General features: G+C 71.7%; 18 protein-coding genes and 3 tRNA genes. 18 read left to right on the forward strand and 3 right to left on the reverse strand.

Going from position 1 to position 15,442, the window contains the following annotated elements; translation table 11 throughout:
* Positions 1-7: 7 nt before the first annotated feature.
* The 12 genes from LC193_RS23565 (at position 8) to LC193_RS23620 (ending at position 9,052) form a co-directional block, all read left to right on the forward strand.
* A complete protein-coding gene (locus LC193_RS23565; RefSeq protein ID WP_062206445.1) occupies positions 8-421 on the forward strand; it encodes a roadblock/LC7 domain-containing protein in 414 nt (137 codons plus the stop codon).
* A 70-nt stretch (positions 422-491) separates the two neighbouring features.
* Positions 492-902 carry a DUF742 domain-containing protein gene (locus LC193_RS23570; protein WP_404819558.1) on the forward strand — a complete coding sequence of 137 codons (411 nt, stop codon included), beginning with the start codon at positions 492-494 and terminating at the stop codon, positions 900-902.
* The gene (locus tag LC193_RS23575; RefSeq protein WP_086157806.1) at positions 883-1,476 is read left to right on the forward strand and encodes a GTP-binding protein; all 594 of its coding nucleotides are present in this window, start codon (positions 883-885) and stop codon (positions 1,474-1,476) included. Before LC193_RS23570 ends, LC193_RS23575 begins: the two co-directional genes overlap by 20 nt.
* Positions 1,477-1,792: 316 nt before the next feature.
* A complete protein-coding gene (locus LC193_RS23580) occupies positions 1,793-4,588 on the forward strand; it encodes a sensor histidine kinase (RefSeq protein ID WP_226077252.1) in 2,796 nt (931 codons plus the stop codon).
* Between the two features lie 10 nt (positions 4,589-4,598).
* On the forward strand, positions 4,599-5,012 hold the full coding sequence (locus LC193_RS23585; RefSeq protein ID WP_062206445.1) for a roadblock/LC7 domain-containing protein: 414 nt from the start codon (positions 4,599-4,601) through the stop codon (positions 5,010-5,012).
* A gap of 102 nt (positions 5,013-5,114) precedes the next feature.
* Positions 5,115-5,744, forward strand: a complete 630-nt coding sequence (locus LC193_RS23590) for a DUF742 domain-containing protein (RefSeq protein WP_226077254.1) — start codon at positions 5,115-5,117, stop codon at positions 5,742-5,744.
* Positions 5,725-6,318, forward strand: coding sequence for a GTP-binding protein (locus LC193_RS23595; RefSeq protein WP_086157803.1), 594 nt, complete (start codon positions 5,725-5,727; stop codon positions 6,316-6,318). Before LC193_RS23590 ends, LC193_RS23595 begins: the two co-directional genes overlap by 20 nt.
* 74 nt (positions 6,319-6,392) lie before the next feature.
* A complete protein-coding gene (locus LC193_RS23600) occupies positions 6,393-7,175 on the forward strand; it encodes a fumarylacetoacetate hydrolase family protein (RefSeq protein WP_226077257.1) in 783 nt (260 codons plus the stop codon).
* Entirely contained in the window at positions 7,159-8,643 is a 1,485-nt protein-coding gene (gene gltX, locus LC193_RS23605) for a glutamate--tRNA ligase (RefSeq protein WP_226077260.1), read from the forward strand. Before LC193_RS23600 ends, gltX begins: the two co-directional genes overlap by 17 nt.
* Before the next feature lie 142 nt (positions 8,644-8,785).
* Positions 8,786-8,857 (forward strand) — tRNA-Gln (locus tag LC193_RS23610).
* A gap of 20 nt (positions 8,858-8,877) precedes the next feature.
* Positions 8,878-8,950, forward strand: a tRNA-Glu gene (locus tag LC193_RS23615).
* A 29-nt stretch (positions 8,951-8,979) separates the two neighbouring features.
* A tRNA-Glu gene (locus LC193_RS23620) sits at positions 8,980-9,052 on the forward strand.
* Positions 9,053-9,125: 73 nt separating this feature from the next.
* Here LC193_RS23620 and LC193_RS23625 read toward each other — a convergent pair.
* Positions 9,126-9,755, reverse strand: coding sequence for a MerR family transcriptional regulator (locus tag LC193_RS23625; RefSeq protein ID WP_226077262.1), 630 nt, complete (start codon positions 9,753-9,755; stop codon positions 9,126-9,128).
* A gap of 207 nt (positions 9,756-9,962) precedes the next feature.
* On the opposite strand from LC193_RS23625, the gene LC193_RS23630 reads away from it, so the two are divergent.
* On the forward strand, positions 9,963-10,469 hold the full coding sequence (locus LC193_RS23630; RefSeq protein ID WP_226077264.1) for a DUF4188 domain-containing protein: 507 nt from the start codon (positions 9,963-9,965) through the stop codon (positions 10,467-10,469).
* A gap of 51 nt (positions 10,470-10,520) precedes the next feature.
* Here the strand turns inward: LC193_RS23630 and LC193_RS23635 are convergent, their stop codons facing one another.
* Positions 10,521-11,249 carry an IclR family transcriptional regulator gene (locus LC193_RS23635; protein WP_086157798.1) on the reverse strand — a complete coding sequence of 243 codons (729 nt, stop codon included), beginning with the start codon at positions 11,247-11,249 and terminating at the stop codon, positions 10,521-10,523.
* A gap of 162 nt (positions 11,250-11,411) precedes the next feature.
* On the opposite strand from LC193_RS23635, the gene leuC reads away from it, so the two are divergent.
* From leuC to LC193_RS23660, 5 genes are all read left to right on the forward strand, one after another.
* Positions 11,412-12,836, forward strand: coding sequence for a 3-isopropylmalate dehydratase large subunit (gene leuC / locus LC193_RS23640; protein WP_226077266.1), 1,425 nt, complete (start codon positions 11,412-11,414; stop codon positions 12,834-12,836).
* Between the two features lie 3 nt (positions 12,837-12,839).
* The gene (gene leuD, locus LC193_RS23645; RefSeq protein ID WP_226077268.1) at positions 12,840-13,436 is read left to right on the forward strand and encodes a 3-isopropylmalate dehydratase small subunit; all 597 of its coding nucleotides are present in this window, start codon (positions 12,840-12,842) and stop codon (positions 13,434-13,436) included.
* Positions 13,437-13,560: 124 nt separating this feature from the next.
* On the forward strand, positions 13,561-13,815 hold the full coding sequence (locus LC193_RS23650; RefSeq protein ID WP_086157795.1) for an SCO5555 family protein: 255 nt from the start codon (positions 13,561-13,563) through the stop codon (positions 13,813-13,815).
* Positions 13,816-13,940: 125 nt separating this feature from the next.
* Positions 13,941-14,516, forward strand: coding sequence for an HU family DNA-binding protein (locus LC193_RS23655; RefSeq protein WP_086157794.1), 576 nt, complete (start codon positions 13,941-13,943; stop codon positions 14,514-14,516).
* An 86-nt stretch (positions 14,517-14,602) separates the two neighbouring features.
* Positions 14,603-14,806, forward strand: a complete 204-nt coding sequence (locus LC193_RS23660) for a hypothetical protein (RefSeq protein ID WP_226077270.1) — start codon at positions 14,603-14,605, stop codon at positions 14,804-14,806.
* On the opposite strand, the gene cofC is transcribed toward LC193_RS23660, so the two are convergent.
* The gene (gene cofC / locus LC193_RS23665) at positions 14,778-15,434 is read right to left on the reverse strand and encodes a 2-phospho-L-lactate guanylyltransferase (protein WP_226077272.1); all 657 of its coding nucleotides are present in this window, start codon (positions 15,432-15,434) and stop codon (positions 14,778-14,780) included. The genes LC193_RS23660 and cofC overlap by 29 nt on opposite strands.
* Between the last annotated feature and the right edge of the window lie 8 nt (positions 15,435-15,442).

Raw genomic sequence — 15,442 nt, forward strand, 5'->3', positions numbered from 1 at the left:
GAGCCCGATGAGCCAGGCGGCGCAGAACCTGAACTGGTTGATCACCAGTTTTGTGGAGAACACTCCGGGGGTGTCGCACACGGTGGTGGTGTCCGCCGATGGTCTTCTTCTGGCGTTGTCCGAGGGGTTTCCGCGGGATCGTGCCGATCAGTTGGCGGCGGTGGCTTCGGGGCTGACGTCGTTGACGGCTGGTGCGTCGCGGATTTTCGAGGGTGGTGCGGTGAATCAGACGGTGGTGGAGATGGAGCGTGGGTTCCTCTTCATCATGTCGATCTCGGATGGTTCGTCGTTGGCGGTGCTTGCGCATCCGGAGGCCGATATCGGTCTGGTCGGTTACGAGATGGCGCTGCTTGTCGACCGGGCCGGCACGGTCCTGACCCCCGACCTCCGGGCCGAACTCCAGGGAAGTCTGCTTAACTGACCCTCAGCTCCCCCCACATGAGCACCACCTTCCGCCTCGCCGACCTCATGTAACGCTCGGAGGAGCTATGATCACCCCGCCACCCTCGCAGGGCTCGTACGGTGCGCAACACCATTACGGCTCCTACGACGACGACGGCGACCAGCCGCTGGTGCGTCCGTACGCGATGACCGGTGGCCGGACCAGGCCGCGGTACCAGTTGGCGATCGAGGCGCTGGTGAGCACGACGGCGGAGCCGGTGCAGCTCCAGGGGCTCCTGCCGGAGCACCAGCGGATCTGCCAGCTGTGCCTTGAGGTCAAGTCGGTGGCGGAAGTCTCCGCGCTGCTCGCGATGCCCCTCGGGGTGGCGCGGATTCTGGTGGCCGATCTCGCCGAGGCCGGGCTCGTCGCCATCCATCAGCCGGGCAATGACGCGGAGCCCGGCGGCCAGCCAGATGTGACGTTGCTCGAAAGGGTGCTCAGTGGACTTCGCAAGCTCTAGCTCCCCGGGCCGGCCGGTTCCCGCCACGTCGACGACATCGGCCAAGATCGTGATCGCGGGCGGGTTCGGCGTGGGGAAGACCACGTTCGTGGGGTCGGTGTCGGAGATCAATCCGTTGCGGACGGAGGCGGTGATGACGTCGGCGTCGGCGGGGATCGACGACCTGACGCACACGGCGGGGAAGACCACCACGACGGTGGCGATGGACTTCGGCCGTATCACCTTGGACCAGGACTTGATCCTGTACTTGTTCGGTACGCCGGGTCAGGACCGTTTCTGGTTCATGTGGGACGACTTGGTGCGGGGTGCGATCGGCGCGATCGTGCTGGTGGACACGCGGCGGCTGGCGGACTGCTTCCCGGCGGTGGACTACTTCGAGAACAGCGGGCTGCCGTTCGTGATCGCGCTCAACGGCTTCGACGGCCACCAGCCGTACTCGCCGGAAGAGGTCAGGGAGGCGTTGCAGATCGGCCCCGACGTCCCGATCATCATCACCGACGCACGGCACCGGTCGGAGGCCAAGAGCGCGCTGATCACCCTTGTCGAGCACGCCCTGCTCGCCCGGTTGCACTGATCCGGGGAGCGCGCCCCCGGCCTGTGTTCTTCAACACGTCGTTTCCTCCGGTTCCTGACAACTCCGTGCACTCTCCGCACGGAATCGCCACGTGTCGCGAGTGATTCGCTCCGCTCCGCGTTCACGTTCCCGGTCATTTGCGGCCCCTCGGCCGCAATGCCCGTTTCCTCTCGCCCGCCGTTGTCCGAATCCGACGGCCGCGGGGGATTGGAAAGTCGTCTCCCAACGTGCTGAAATCCACCCAACTCCGCAGTTGTGGCCGCCGGCGAAGGCAGTCCGCCTTCGCCGTGAGCCGATGCCGAGAGGTGATAGCCCAGTGAGGCGCAAGCGCCCGACCCCCGGGAGCACGGCCGAGCCGTCAAGGCCCCGGTCGTCGGACCGGGGCAACTCCACACCGCCGCCCGGCGCCCCCGAGCCCCCCGGCCACTTCGGCACGTCCGGCACCACGGGATCGCGACTCGCCCCGCGCAACTGGCGCGTGGCGACCAAGCTCTACGCGATCCTCCTGATACCCGTGCTCGTCGCCCTCGTACTCGGGGGCCTGCGGGTCTGGAACGCCTACGGCACCTGGCAGGAGGCCGACGACGCCGAGCGCACCGCCGAGCTGGTGCGCGCCTCCACCGCCTACGCGCACGCGCTGATCGACGAGCGGGACACCACCGCCGCCGCGCTCCTGCGCGGCGACTCGGGCGCGGCGGGCGTCGCCGAGGCCCGCGAGCGCACCGACGAGGCGCAGGACGCGTTCTGGGCCCAGGCCGAACGGACGCCGCGGACGGAGAGCCTCAACCGCCGGATCGACGCCGTCGCCGAGGTGGAACCGCGGCTCGCGCCGCTCAGGGAGCGCGCCTACGGCGACGACCTGCCCGGCGTGGAGACCGAGGAGGGGTACGTCGACGTCCAGCACCCGCTGCTCTCGCTGTCCAACGAACTGGGCCTCGGCACCGGGAACGTCACCTCCTACGGGCGCACCGTCTACGCCATCTCCCTGGCCACGGGGGCCAGCTCGCTCCAGCGCGCCATCGGCACCCACCTGATCGTCGCCCCGGGCCCCGGCGCCGAGGCCACCGCGAGCCAGCTCACCGCGTTCGGCTCCTACGCCTACCTGGAGAACATCGCGCGGGCCGAGTACGCGTCGGCCGGCACCGAGGACGACGTGCGGCGGCTCTCCGAGGTGATGGCGGAGGCCGCCGAGAGCACCGACCGCCAGGCCGGGGACGCGCCCGGTCTCGCCGAGATGGTCACCCTCATCGGGAGCGGCGCGGACCCGGAGGCCCTGGCCGCCGCGGGAGTCACCGAGGAGACCTGGTTCACCGCCGCGACCGCCGAGTTCGACGCCTACCACACCCTCGAACAGGAGCTGGTCGACACGGCCGTCGCCGAGGCCGGGGACATCGCGGCCACCGCCCGCCGCGACATGGGCGTCAACGCGGTGCTCGTGCTCGGCGCCCTGACGATCGCCGTCGCCCTCGCGGCCCTGATGGCCAGGTCGATGAGCCGCAACATGAGCCGGCTGCGCGCCGCCGCGTTCGAGGTGGCGGGGGAGCGGCTGCCCGCCGTCGTCGACCAGCTCTCCCGCACCAGGCCGGGCGACGTGGACACGCGGGTGGCGCCGCTGCGGATCAACAGCCAGGACGAGATCGGCGAAGTGGCCCGCGCGTTCGACCACGTGCACCGCGAGGCCGTCCGCCTCGCGGCGGAGCAGGCGCTCCTGCGCGGCAATGTCAACGCCATCTTCACGAACCTCTCCAGCCGCAACCAGGGGCTGATCGAGCGGCAGCTCGGCCTGATCAGCGAGCTGGAGGCGCGCGAGGCCGACCCCGAGCAGCTTGAGCACCTGTTCAAGCTCGACCACCTGGCGACGCGCATGCGCCGCAACGGCGAGAACCTGCTGGTGCTCGCGGGCGAGGAGCCGGCGCACCGCCTGCACGAGCCGGTGCCGCTCGTCGACGTGATGCGTGCCGCCGCCTCCGAGGTCGCCGCGTACGCCCGCATCGAGCTCTCGGGCGTGCCGCAGTGCGACGTGGCGGCCCCGGTCGTCAACGACCTGGTGCACCTGCTGGCCGAGCTGCTGGAGAACGCGACCGCGTTCTCCTCGCCGCAGACCAAGGTCAGGGTCACGGCGACCCGGCTGCCCGACGGCCGGGTCATGATCGAGATCCACGACAAGGGCATCGGCCTCAAGCAGGAGGACTTCGCGGAGATCAACAAGCGGCTGGCCGCCCCGCCGGCCGTCGATGTCGAGGTCGCCCGGCGCATGGGGCTCTACGTGGTGGGCCGCCTCGCCGAGCGGCATGGCATCCGCGTCCAGTTGCGGCCCTCTGGCGAGCAGTCGGGGACCACGTCCCTGGTCATGCTGCCCGAGGACGCCACCCGGGGCGGCGGCGCCCCGGGGTCCGACGCCCCGGCCGGCGCGTTCGGCCTGCCGGGGGACGCGCCGGGCGGGCGCCGCGTCACCGAGGCCGATCTGGCGGCAGGGGCCCGCACGGCCGCCGAACTGGGATTCGACGACTCCAGGTACCCCGCGCCCCGTTCCGTCGGCGACACGGTCGAGCTGGGCCGGGCCGACGTCGACCGGCTGCGCGAGAGCCGGCGGACGGCGCAGCCCCCGCCGCCCGCGCGGGGCGAACCGACCGCCGCCCCAACGGGGTTCGGAACGCCGGGACCAGGCACGGAAGACCCCCTCGGTGGTCCCGGGACCGGCCGGCACCGCGTAGGCTTCGGTGGACCCGACCCGGCCGCGCCGGGGTACGGGTCGACGACGAGCGCGGGGCTTCCGCGGCGGGAACGGCAGTGGCGGCGGTCCGAGGAGGTTCCGGCAGGACGACCGGGGGAGCAGTCCCCGGTCCGGCGGGATCCGGCGGACGCCTACGCGGACCGCGGGCCGCGCCGGGAGGAGCGGACGGGGGGCACCACCGCGTCCGGTCTGCCCCGGCGGGTCCCGCGGGCGAACCTCAACGAGCACCCCGCCGTCCAACCACCGGCGGGCGGGCCGCAGATATCCCGGGACCCGATGGAAGTCCGCGGTCGGCTGAGCAGCCTGCACCGCGGTGTACGGCAGGGCCGCGGCGCACGCACGGACCGTGGCACTCAAAACGACGATCAGGAGCGTTAGTGTGAGCCCGATGAGCCAGGCGGCGCAGAACCTGAACTGGTTGATCACCAGTTTTGTGGAGAACACTCCGGGGGTGTCGCACACGGTGGTGGTGTCCGCCGATGGTCTTCTTCTGGCGTTGTCCGAGGGGTTTCCGCGGGATCGTGCCGATCAGTTGGCGGCGGTGGCTTCGGGGCTGACGTCGTTGACGGCTGGTGCGTCGCGGATTTTCGAGGGTGGTGCGGTGAATCAGACGGTGGTGGAGATGGAGCGCGGGTTCCTCTTCATCATGTCGATCTCGGATGGTTCGTCGTTGGCGGTGCTTGCGCATCCGGAGGCCGATATCGGTCTGGTCGGTTACGAGATGGCGCTGCTTGTCGACCGGGCCGGCACGGTCCTGACCCCCGACCTGCGAGCGGAGCTCCAGGGAAGCCTGCTCAACTAGCAGACGACTTGTGCGGATTGGGTCCGCGCACCATAAGGTGCCGCCATGGCGAACAGCTGAGCGCGGCATCCGCGGATAGCAAAGGCAGTCGGAGGAGGAACTGTGGCAACGCCCCCAGGCGGACCTTACGGCAACGAGTACCCGCCGCAGCCACGCAGCGGGCGCTTCAACTTCCCCTCGGCGCCCAGCGGCGGACACCGGCGGCCCGCGACGGAGCCCCAGGTGGCACCCGTGCGCGAGTCCGCCCCGGACCCCGGGGCGCGGCCCACGCCGCCGCCCGGCGCCGGTCCGCCGCACCAGGACGGCGGACCGCCGCCGCCGGAGCGCGCCGACTGGGGCGCGCCGGCCCGGCAGCCGGTCCGGTCGCGGCGTGCGGGCGAAGGCGAGCCACCGCAGCCGCTGGTGCGTCCGTACGCGATGACCGGTGGCCGGACCAGGCCGCGGTACCAGTTGGCGATCGAGGCGCTGGTGAGCACGACGGCCGATCCGGCCCGGCTCCAGGGCCAGCTGCCGGAACACCAGCGGATCTGCCAGCTCTGCTACGAGGTCAAGTCGGTCGCCGAGGTGTCCGCGCTGCTCGCCATCCCGCTGGGGGTGGCGCGGATTCTGGTGGCCGATCTCGCCGAGGCCGGGCTCGTCGCCATTCACCAGCCGGGCAGCGACGCTGAGCCCGGCGGCCAGCCAGATGTGACGTTGCTCGAAAGGGTGCTCAGTGGACTTCGCAAGCTCTAACGACGCCGGTCTCACCGCGCCGGCCCGTTCCACGACCTCCGCGAAGATCGTGATCGCGGGCGGGTTCGGCGTGGGGAAGACCACGTTCGTGGGGTCGGTGTCGGAGATCAATCCGTTGCGGACGGAGGCGGTGATGACGTCGGCGTCGGCGGGGATCGACGACCTGACGCACACGGCGGGGAAGACCACCACGACGGTGGCGATGGACTTCGGCCGTATCACCTTGGACCAGGATCTGATCCTGTACTTGTTCGGTACGCCGGGTCAGGACCGTTTCTGGTTCATGTGGGACGACTTGGTGCGGGGTGCGATCGGCGCGATCGTGCTGGTGGACACGCGGCGGCTGGCGGACTGCTTCCCGGCGGTGGACTACTTCGAGAACAGCGGGCTGCCGTTCGTGATCGCGCTCAACGGCTTCGACGGCCACCAGCCGTACTCGCCCGACGAGGTGCGCGAGGCGTTGCAGATCGGCCCCGACGCGCCGATCATCACCACCGACGCACGGCACCGCACCGAGTCCAAGAGCGCGCTGATCACCCTCGTCGAACACGCCCTCATGGCACGCCTGCGCTGACCCGCGCCCCGCGCCGGCCCCCCGAGCGATGTCCGGGGGGCCGTCGGCGTGGCGCGGTGGTTAGTCTTGGCGCCGTGCGCATCGCCAGATTCTCCATCGACGGAACGGTCGGATTCGGCGTGGTGGAGGCCGATCCGTCCCAGGGCGGGGAGCCGGTCCTCGACATCATCAAGGGCCACCCCTTCGCCGAGTTCGAACGGTCGGGCCGCCGGGTGCCCCTGAGCAAGGTCAGGCTGCTCCCGCCCGTGCTGCCCAGCAAGATCGTCGCCGTCGCCCGCAACTACGCGGAGCACGCCGGCGAGCTGGGCAACGCCGTCCCCGACGTCCCGATGACCTTCTTCAAACCCTCCACCTCCGTCGTCGGCCACGGCGACCCGATCGCCTACCCCTCGATCTCCTCCGACGTGCATCACGAGGCCGAGCTCGCCGTCGTGATCGGCCGCATGTGCCGCGACGTGCCGCGTGAGCGCGCCCGCGAGGTGATCCTCGGCTACACGTGCGCCAACGACCTCACCGCGCGGGACGTCCAGCGCCGGGAGGGCCAGTGGGCCAGGGCCAAGGGGTTCGACAACTCCTGCCCCCTCGGACCGTGGATCGAGACGGATCTCGACCCGTCCGACCTCGCCGTCATGTGCACGGTGAACGGCGAACAGCGGCAGCTGGGGCGCACCGGCGAGATGGTGCGCAGCGTGGAGGACCTGATCGTCCACATCACGGAGTCGATGACCCTGCTGCCCCAGGACGTCATCCTCACCGGCACCCCGGCGGGCGTCGGCCCGCTCCACGTCGGCGACGAGGTCGCCGTCACCATCGAAGGCATCGGCACTCTCACCAACAAGGTTGTCAAGCGTGACTGAAGTTCGCGTCCGATTCTGCCCGTCCCCGACCGGGAACCCGCACGTCGGCCTCGTCCGCACCGCTCTCTTCAACTGGGCCTTCGCCCGCCACCACGGCGGCAGGCTCGTGCTGCGCATCGAGGACACCGACGCGGCCCGGGACTCAGAGGAGTCCTACGAGGCGCTGCTCGACTCGCTGCGCTGGCTCGGCCTCGACTGGGACGAGGGCCCGGAGGTGGGCGGGCCGCACGAGCCCTACCGCCAGTCCGGGCGGATGGACATCTACGCGGACGTCACGCGCCGCCTGCTGGCCGCGGGCCACGCCTACCGCTGCTACTGCTCGGCCGAGGAGCTGGAGACCCGCAGGGAGGCCGCGCGCGCCGCGGGCCGCCCGTCGGGGTACGACGGCGCCTGCCGGGACCTGCCGGCCGAGCGGATCGCGGCCTACGAGGCCGAGGGCCGCAGCCCGATCGTGCGCTTCCGGATGCCGGACGAGCCGATCACGTTCGACGACCTGGTCCGCGGCACCCTGACGTTCACCCCGGAGAACGTGCCCGACTACGGCATCGTCCGCGCCAGCGGCGCGCCGCTGTACACCCTGGTCAACCCGGTGGACGACGCGCTGATGGGCATCACGCACGTGCTGCGCGGGGAGGACCTGCTGTCCTCGACCCCGCGCCAGATCGCGCTGTACCGGGCGCTCGCGGACATCGGTGTCGGGCCTGGCACGGTCCCGGCGTTCGGGCACCTGCCGTACGTGATGGGCGAGGGCAACAAGAAGCTCTCCAAGCGCGACCCGCAGTCCTCGCTCAACCTCTACCGGGAACGCGGCTTCCTGCCCGGCGGCCTGCTCAACTACCTGGCGCTGCTCGGCTGGTCGCTGGCCGAGGACCGGGACGTCTTCACGCTGGACGAGATGGTGGCCGCGTTCGACATCGGCGCGGTGAACGCCAACCCGGCGCGTTTCGACCTGAAGAAGGCGGAGGCGATCAACGCGACGCACGTGCGGGAGCACCTGACGGTCGAGGAGTTCACGGCGGCCTGCGAGCCCTGGCTGCGTGCGCCGCACGCCCCCTGGAAGCCGGAGGACTACGACCCGGCGGCGTTCGCGGCGCTCGCCCCGCTGGCCCAGACCCGGGTCACGGTGCTGTCGGACATCACCGACAACGTCGACTTCCTGTTCCTGGACGAGCCCGTGCGCGACGAGCAGTCCTGGCAGAAGGCGATGAAGCCCGGCGCCCGCGAGGTGCTCGCCACCGCGCGCACGCTGCTCGGCGAGGCCGGGGAGTGGACGGCGGACGCCCTGAAGGCGGCCGTGCTGGCCGCGGGCGAGGCGCACGGCCTGAAGCTGGGCAAGGCCCAGGCCCCGGTCCGCGTCGCCGTGACGGGCCGCACCGTGGGCCTGCCGCTCTTCGAGTCGCTTGAGGTGCTGGGGCGCGAACGGACCCTGGCGCGCGTGGACGCGGCCCTGGCCCGGCTCACCGGCTGAGGCACCGCGCGGGCGGGAACCGATCTCGTTTTGGGGGACCGTTCTCGATCGGGTATTGTTTGGCGCGTCGCAAGGGAGGGCCGGGAAGCCGGGCCACTGAGCGGCCACCCGAGCAATACCCCCGCGTGGGGTTGCGTTTTGGTGGGGTATGGTGTAATTGGCAGCACGACTGATTCTGGTTCAGTTAGTCTAGGTTCGAGTCCTGGTACCCCAGCGGTCTTTTCAAAAGATCACGCCCCCGTTGTGTAGCGGCCTAGCACGCTGCCCTCTCAAGGCAGTAGCGCCGGTTCGAATCCGGTCGGGGGTACTGGTCCAACTCTGTTGGGCCTGGTGTGAGCCCCCGTTGTGTAGCGGCCTAGCACGCCGCCCTCTCAAGGCGGTAGCGCCGGTTCGAATCCGGTCGGGGGTACGCGATCGTTCGTGATGGATGTGGGCCCCTCGCCTCGCGGCGGGGGGCCCACGTCGTTCCCCGCGGTCCGCGCTCAGCCGGGGAAGCGGCGGGCGGCCTCCTCGCCCTGGGCGAGCCGCCGCAGCGCGAGCAGGACCGGCTCGTACAGGACGGTGAGCGCGACGGCCGCCTCCAGCTGCGTCGTCGGGGCCCCGATGTCGTCGATCACCGCGAGTTCGTGCGCGGCGATGTCCTCGGCCACCCGCCCGTAGGGCAGCACGTCGTCCACGCCGCAGGGGTAGCCGAGGCGGCCGAGCGCCGCCAGGGCCGACACGAGCATGCCGTGCGCCGGGCTGCGCGGCGCCGGATGCCACTCCAGCCGGCGCACCACCTCGTCCGCGGTCTCCCGCGCGGCCCGCGCGGCGGTGTCCTCGGGCTGCCGGTCGGGACCGTGGGGCAGCGCGCACACGGCCGTGCCCAGCCGCTCGGACTGCGGCGCCGTCTCGTCCTCCAGGGCCGTCAGCACCTCCCGCGCCGTCGCCACCGGCACCCGGCCCACGTGCACCAGGGCGCGCACGAGGCGCAGTCTGCGCACGTGCTCCTCGTCGTAGTCGGACTGCGTCGCGGTGACCCGGCGCCCCGGGGTCAGCAGCCCCTCGCGCAGGTAGTACTTGATCGTCGCGGTCGGGACACCGCTGCGTTCGCTCAGCTCGGCCAGTCGCACAGCTCTGGAACCCCTTGCGTTTTCGGTTGGAGAGTGGCACTATCCAAGCATGGATAGTGGAGCTATCCAATGCAGGGTGCCGATGAGCGGGCGCCCCTTTCCGCCCTGTCGTGTTCCGTTGGGCTCGGCGGGGGCGGGGGGCGCGGCGCGACGAGTGGGGAGGACGGCCGGGTGGCGAGCGGGGCGGCGGGCGAGGAGCCGGGTGCGATGACGAACGGGAAGTCGGGTGGAGCGATGGGCGAGGTGATCGAGGGGCGAATGACGGCGGCGGCCGAGGGTGGCGTCACGGTGTTCCTGATCGGGATGCGGATCACCAGGCTGCGGGCCGTGCGCAGCTGGTGGCCGGTGCTGATGGCGATGCCCCGCATGCTGAAAGAGCTGTCGCGGGATGCCGGCAGCGGACTGCTCGGCTCCCGGGTGGTGAGCGGCGGGCCGCGCGAGATGACCGTCATCCAGTACTGGTCCTCGCACGAGCAGTTGATCGCCTACGCGTCGGCGGCGGACGGGGAGCACCGGCCCGCCTGGGCCGCGTTCAACCGGCGGCTGCGGGCGGGGCGCGGGCGAGTGGGCTTCTGGCACGAGACGTTCGTCGTCCCGGCGGGGTCCCATGAATCGATCTACGTGAACATGCCGGCGTTCGGCCTCGGCGCGGCCACCGGCGTCATACCGGTGGGGCGCCGGGGCGAGCGTGCGGCCGAGCGCCTCGCGCGGTGAACCGGCCCACCGCGGCCCGCGGGTGGCGACGGGCGGGGAGCGCGGGCTCCGTCAGCCGTTGCGCCTGAGCGCCTCGGTGAGCCGCCCCGCCGCCTCAAGGAGGGCCTGGGCGTGCATGCGGCCCGGGTGGCGGGTCAGCCGCTCGATGGGGCCGGACACGGAGACGGCGGCCACCACGCGGTTGGAGGGACCGCGCACGGGCGCGGAGACGGAGGCGACCCCGGGCTCGCGTTCGCCGATCGACTGGGCCCAGCCCCGGCGCCGCACCCCGGAGAGCGCGGTCGCGGTGAACCGGGCGCCCTGGAGGCCGTGGTGCAGCCGCTCCGGCTCCTCCCACGCGAGCAGGATCTGCGCGGCGGAACCCGCCTTCATCGGAAGGGTGGACCCGACGGGCACGGTGTCGCGCAGCCCCGACAGCCGCTCGGCCGCGGCCACGCAGATCCGCATGTCGCCCTGCCTGCGGTAGAGCTGGGCGCTCTCCCCGGTCACGTCGCGCAGGTGCGTCAGGACCGGACCGGCCGCGGCCAGCAGCCGGTCCTCGCCGGCCGCCGCGGCCAGCTCCGCCAGTCGCGGTCCGAGTACGAAGCGGCCCTGCATGTCCCGGGCCAGCAGCCGGTGATACTCAAGGGCCACGGCCATGCGGTGCGCCGTGGGCCTGGCAAGTCCGGTGGCCCCGACCAGCCCGGCCAGCGTGGCTGGTCCGGACTCCAGGGCTCCCAGTACCAGGGCAGCCTTGTCGAGTACGCCCACCCCGCTGGAGTCGCCGCTAGAGTTGTCCATGCAACGATACTCGCGTCTCACTCTGTGAAACGCAAGCCCAATCTTCGCGATGACGCGGCAGGGTGGTTCCCGCGGCCCGTGCCACCGCCGGCCGCGGGCCGTCCGGCGCGAGGGGAACGGACGGCGGCCATCAGACCAGCTGCAAGCCCGGAAGGAAATGCGATGGGACGGACACTGGCGGAGAAAGTCTGGGACGACCACGTCGTCCGGCGCGTCGAGGGGGAGCCCGATCTCCTCTACATCGACCTCCACCTGCTGCACGAGGTGACCAGCCCGCAGGCGTTCGACGGACTGCGCAAGAGCGGCAGGCGCGTGCGGCGCACGGACCTCACCATCGCGACCGAGGACCACAACACCCCGACGCTCGACATCGACAAGCCGATCGCGGACCCGGTGTCCCGCACGCAGTTGGAGACGCTCAGGAAGAACTGCGCGGAGTTCGACGTGCGCCTGCACCCGCTGGGCGACGCGGAGCAGGGCGTCGTGCACGTGGTGGGCCCGCAGCTCGGCCTGACCCAGCCCGGCACCACCGTGGTGTGCGGCGACAGCCACACCTCCACGCACGGGGCGTTCGGCGCGCTGGCGTTCGGCATCGGCACCAGCCAGGTCGAGCACGTGCTCGCGACCCAGACGCTGCCCATGGCGCCCTTCCGCACGATGGCGGTCACCGTGCGCGGTGAGCTGCCCGACGGGGTCACCGCCAAGGACCTCATCCTCGCGGTGATCGCCAGAATCGGCACCGGCGGCGGCCAGGGCTACGTGATCGAGTACCGGGGCGAGGCCATCGAGAAGCTGTCGATGGAGGCCCGCATGACCATCTGCAACATGTCCATCGAGGCGGGCGCCAGGGCGGGCATGATCGCTCCGGACGAGACGACCTTCGCCTATCTGGAGGGGCGCGACCACGCGCCGCGCGGCGCGGACTGGGACGCCGCGCTGGCCTACTGGCGGACGCTGCGGACCGACGACGACGCCGTCTTCGACCACGAGGTCGTCATCGACGCCGCGGAGCTGGCCCCGTTCGTCACCTGGGGCACCAACCCCGGCCAGGGCCTGCCGCTGTCGTCGTCCGTACCCGACCCGGCCTCGTTCGAGGACGCGGGCGAACGCCTCGCGGCGCAGAAGGCGCTGGAGTACATGGGCCTGGAGCCCGGCGTGCGGCTGCGGGACATCGCCGTCGACACCGTGTTCGTCGGCTCCTGCACCAACGGCCGCATCGAGGACCTGCGCTCGGCCGCCGCCGTCCTGGACGGCCGCCGCGTGGCCGAGGGGCTGCGGATGCTCGTGGTGCCGGGATCGGTCCGCGTCGCCCTCCAGGCCGTCGAGGAAGGGCTGGACAAGGTGTTCACGGCGGCCGGCGCCGAATGGCGGCACGCCGGGTGCTCCATGTGCCTGGGCATGAACCCCGACCAGCTCTCGCCGGGGGAGCGCTGCGCCTCCACGTCCAACCGCAACTTCGAGGGCAGGCAGGGCAAGGGTGGCCGCACCCACCTGGTCTCGCCGCAGGTCGCCGCCGCCACAGCGGTGCTCGGCCGTCTCGCGTCCCCGGCCGACCTGGCCGACGTCCCGACCCCCGTGGAGGTCTGACCGATGGAAGCGTTCACCACTCACACGGGCCGGGCCGTTCCGCTGCGCCGCTCCAACGTCGACACCGACCAGATCATCCCCGCCCACTGGCTGAAGAAGGTGACCAGGGACGGCTTCGAGGACGGGCTGTTCGAGGCCTGGCGCCGGGACCCGGAGTTCGTGCTGAACCAGCCGGAACGCGGGGGCGCCACGGTCCTCGTGGCCGGCCCCGACTTCGGCACGGGCTCCTCGCGGGAGCACGCCGTGTGGGCCCTCCAGAACTACGGCTTCAAGGCGGTCATCTCCCCCCGCTTCGCCGACATCTTCCGGGGCAACTCCCTCAAGAACGGCCTGCTGACCGTCGTCCTCCCGCAGCCCACCGTCGAGGCGCTGTGGGAGCTGACCGAGACCGACCCCGCCGTCGAGATCACCGTGGACCTGGTCGGGCGCGCGGTGCGCGCCCCGGGAGTCGAGGCCGCTTTCGACCTCGACGAGAACGCGCGCTGGCGACTGCTCGAAGGTCTCGACGACATCAGCATCACCCTGCGGAACGAGGACGCCATCGCGGCCTTCGAGACCCGCCGCCCCAGCTACAAACCCCTGACGAAACAAGCGAACTGAGTGTGCGTCAGCAGATGCCCCCGCCGGCCGAGCCGGCGGGGGCATCTTCGCTGACAGGCCGTCACGACACGGGCGTTGGGGGCTTAGGGGGCGATAACAGGCCCAAGGTGGCACAATCGGCCGCATGGAACGCGACGGTCAACTCGAACTCTACGACCGCGTCGCCGCTCGACTGAGGGACGCGCACCGTACGGTGCGGGCCCTGCAAGTGCCTGAGGACGTACGGCAGGCCCTCACCCGGAAACTGCTGATCATCACCGCGGCCACCAAGCACGACCTGCCTGGGGCCGCCCGCCGTCTGGACCGGCTGATGGAGGACGTTGACGAGGGGCGGCTTCCGGAGGGCCGACCGGCCGGCGAGCACGACGGAAGTCCGTGATGGTCGAGTTCGTTGCGACACAAGGGTGATTCGCCCGTTTCGCGTTTGATTTGCGGAATATATCTGCCTAACGTGCGAAAAAGCTTGAACACATTCGTTCCAGCAAGGCCTCCGAAGGGGAAGACGTGAACAAGGCGCAACTCGTGGAAGCGATTGCAGACAAGCTCGGTGGCCGCCAGCAGGCGGCCGACGCGGTCGACATCGTGCTCGACGCGATCATCCGGGCCGTGGTCGCGGGTGAGCGGGTGTCGGTGACGGGCTTCGGCTCGTTCGAGAAGGTCGACCGGCCCGCCAGGTACGCGCGGAACCCGCAGACCGGTGAGCGGGTGCGGGTCAAGAAGACCTCCGTGCCCCGCTTCCGCGCCGGCCAGGGTTTCAAGGACCTGGTCGCCGGGACCAAGAAGCTCCCGAAGAACGACGTCGCGGTGAAGAAGGCCCCCAAGGGCAGCCTCTCCGGTGGCACCACCACGAAGAAGGCCACCACCAAGAAGGCCACGGCGAAGAAGGCGTCCGCGGCCAAGAAGACCACCGCGAAGAAGGCGTCCGCGGCGAAGAAGACCACGGCCAAGAAGGCGGCGACGGCCAAGAAGGCCACCGCCAAGAAGGCGCCGGCGAAGAAGACCACGGCCAAGAAGGCACCGGCCAAGCGGGGATCGTCCCGGACGACCACCGCCAAGAAGGCCACCTCCCGCCGCAAGTGATCAGGGGACCCGGCGGGCCGGACTCCTCACCGGGAGCCCGGCCCGCGGCCGTTCCCGCCGGGCGGCGGGGGCGTTAGGGTCGCCCCATGCAGGCCACCGCGTACACCTACGACCCCGGGACCCGCTCCGGCAGCGTGCTCCTCGACGACGGCACCCCCGTCGATTTCGCCGCCGACGCCTTCGACGCCGGCGGCCTCTTGCTGCTGCGGCCCGGTCAGCGGGTGCGCATCGAGACGACGGGTGAGGGCGAGGAGCGCCGCATCACGCTGGTGACGTTGCAGACTCTGTGAGTCGGCGCACACCCGCCGCCGTGCGCCGCCCCACCCCCAAAGCCAGCGCGGCCCGCAGATCCGCGCCGGTGTCCACGTCCTGCCGCACGCTCGGCACGTCCGTGAGCGCCAGTTCCACGGCCCCGGACGCCAGGTGCGCCGCCCGCGAGGCGCCGCCGAACGCGGGCGCGAGCGCCACCCCGGGTGCCGCCGCGAGCAGCGTCGTGCCGACTCCCGCCGCGTCCGCGAGGAAACTCCGCCCGTGCCCCGCCGCCGCCGCGAGCACCCGCCCCAGCTCCGCCGCGCGCAGCGCCGGCAGGTCCGCGTTCAGCGCGGCCACCGCGGCGGCGGGAGCGCCGGCCCGCACCGTGCGGGCGCCGTACGCCAGCGCCGCGTTCAGGCCGCGCCCGGGCCCGTCGGGCACGATCCTGGCGCCCGAACGCCCCAGCCGGCGCGCCGCCGTCGGGTCGTCCGTCACGACCGTGACGTCGCCGACCGCCCCGCAGGACAGCGCGGCGGTCACCATGTCCTCGGCGAACGCGAGCGCCAGCGCCGGCCGCAGTTCCTCGCCCGCCACCGCGGCGAGCCGGCTCTTGGCCAGGCGCAGTGGCTTGAGCGGCACGATCAGCGACCACCTGGTGTCACGCATCGGGTCAT

The organism is Streptomyces marincola (assembly GCF_020410765.1).
In the GTDB taxonomy this organism is placed as follows: domain Bacteria; phylum Actinomycetota; class Actinomycetes; order Streptomycetales; family Streptomycetaceae; genus Streptomyces; species Streptomyces marincola.

Coding starts and splice junctions, on each gene's coding strand:
- leuC (WP_226077266.1), top strand. CDS start 11,412: ATGGGACGGACACTGGCGGAGAAAGTCTGGGACGACCACGTCGTCCGG.
- LC193_RS23635 (WP_086157798.1), bottom strand. CDS start 11,249: ATGGACAACTCTAGCGGCGACTCCAGCGGGGTGGGCGTACTCGACAAG.
- LC193_RS23585 (WP_062206445.1), top strand. CDS start 4,599: ATGAGCCAGGCGGCGCAGAACCTGAACTGGTTGATCACCAGTTTTGTG.
- LC193_RS23660 (WP_226077270.1), top strand. CDS start 14,603: ATGCAGGCCACCGCGTACACCTACGACCCCGGGACCCGCTCCGGCAGC.
- LC193_RS23565 (WP_062206445.1), top strand. CDS start 8: ATGAGCCAGGCGGCGCAGAACCTGAACTGGTTGATCACCAGTTTTGTG.
- LC193_RS23630 (WP_226077264.1), top strand. CDS start 9,963: ATGACGAACGGGAAGTCGGGTGGAGCGATGGGCGAGGTGATCGAGGGG.
- cofC (WP_226077272.1), bottom strand. CDS start 15,434: ATGCGTGACACCAGGTGGTCGCTGATCGTGCCGCTCAAGCCACTGCGC.
- leuD (WP_226077268.1), top strand. CDS start 12,840: ATGGAAGCGTTCACCACTCACACGGGCCGGGCCGTTCCGCTGCGCCGC.
- LC193_RS23650 (WP_086157795.1), top strand. CDS start 13,561: ATGGAACGCGACGGTCAACTCGAACTCTACGACCGCGTCGCCGCTCGA.